Annotated in this window: 2 protein-coding genes; both read right to left on the bottom strand. The window is 61.0% G+C overall.

The window, feature by feature from the left end:
- Positions 1 to 115 precede the first annotated feature (115 nt).
- Positions 116 to 556, bottom strand: a complete 441-nt coding sequence (locus ACWFR1_RS40365) for an Imm10 family immunity protein (RefSeq protein WP_453561106.1) — start codon at positions 554 to 556, stop codon at positions 116 to 118.
- A partial coding sequence (locus ACWFR1_RS40360; RefSeq protein ID WP_453561103.1) for a polymorphic toxin-type HINT domain-containing protein occupies positions 538 to 1,337 on the bottom strand: 800 nt, incomplete at its 5' end. The genes ACWFR1_RS40360 and ACWFR1_RS40365, both read right to left, overlap by 19 nt.

Raw genomic sequence — 1,337 nt, 5'->3', positions numbered from 1 at the left:
CCCGGGACAAACGCCATATGGGCCCCCGCCCGCAAGTTCTTCCGGGCGGGGCCCCATATGCATTGATCTGAACGGCCAGCGTCAGCGTAAGGCGAGGAAATCGCCCACCAGAAGGCTACTCGGAAACGTTCAGCCCGATCAGTTCTGGCCGCTTCTCGTGGGCCCCCCAGTCCAAGATCTCACTTAGTTTCGTGGACAGGTTCGCGATATCGACTCCCGAATCACGCAGGTCCACTTCCACGACAGCCGAGGTTTCAAGAATCTCCGCGTCTTCAGTTGTGAACTCCAGGGCCAGCAGCGTGCCGTTAAGCTGCACGCGCCGCAGACAGCCGTAAACCGTGAACCCCTGCTCGTTCGAGACGTTGTAGGAGTCCATTCCAGACTGCACTTCCTGCTCGTCCGGCTCATAGGTGGATCGCTGGATCGAGAGTGATCTCCGAACACCAGCGTCGTCGATCCCGCTGACGCCTACCTCAAGGGCCTCCTCATCCTCGTAGTCCTCAAAGAACCCGACCTCAGTAGCGGTCAGTCTCATCTCTATCCCTTCGCTGACCATGTTCCGGCGCCCTTGACGCCGTCCCATACATACGTGACCGACACCCCCAATTCCCTGACCATGCGGTTCATCGCCCCCCTGCACCTTGAACAGGGCGGAAGCTGGCCTCGCATCGTCACCGCGTCACCAGGACTCAACGGGTACTTACCAGCAAACGGATCATTCGGAAGTGAGACCTTCGGCCCGGTGGAGGCACCTGCCATACGCGAAAACCGGTGCTCCGTGTGCGTGAAAGCGGAACTATTGGGATAGCCGAGAGCAGCCTCCTCCGGAGTCATGTCACCGCTCTCAAGCTTCACATCGACACGCGTGCTCCCGTCAGGAGCTGTCGCGGTGATATCGCACATGTGGCCGCTGCCGCCGGTGTTATGAACGAGGACCGGAGTTGCCCCCGCCAGCACATAGTACGTGTGGATGTCGGTGAGCGTCAGGTCGTGGGTGCGTTGGCGCTTGGCGTAGTAGCCGAGGGCTGTGAGCTTGACTGTTTCGCCACTCGGGGTGCGCAGCGTCATGCCGGGCTTGAGGTCCCCGGCTTCGATCCAGGCGTTGGCTGAAACCACCCAGAAGGGGTGGGTCGTGGTGGAGACCAGAGCCTCCTCGGCTATGCCTTCTCCTGTGGAGATCGTCAGGTCGACGAAGTGCTTGTCGTCCTCGGTGACGATGGTTCCCGCGACTTCACGGACGGAAGTCTCGCCCGTCTCCGGATCGGTGACGACGAGCTTGTCGCCGGGCTCGACTTCCTCGATCGGCTTAGTCTTGCCGTCCGCGGCAAGAACCTTTG

It is taken from the genome of Streptomyces sp. NPDC055103, assembly GCF_053607625.1.
This window is presented reverse-complemented; position numbering and strand designations above follow the sequence as displayed.

Excerpts from the sequence above, each read along its gene's own strand:
- ACWFR1_RS40365 (WP_453561106.1), bottom strand. The coding sequence starts at position 556 with ATGGTCAGCGAAGGGATAGAGATGAGACTGACCGCTACTGAGGTCGGG.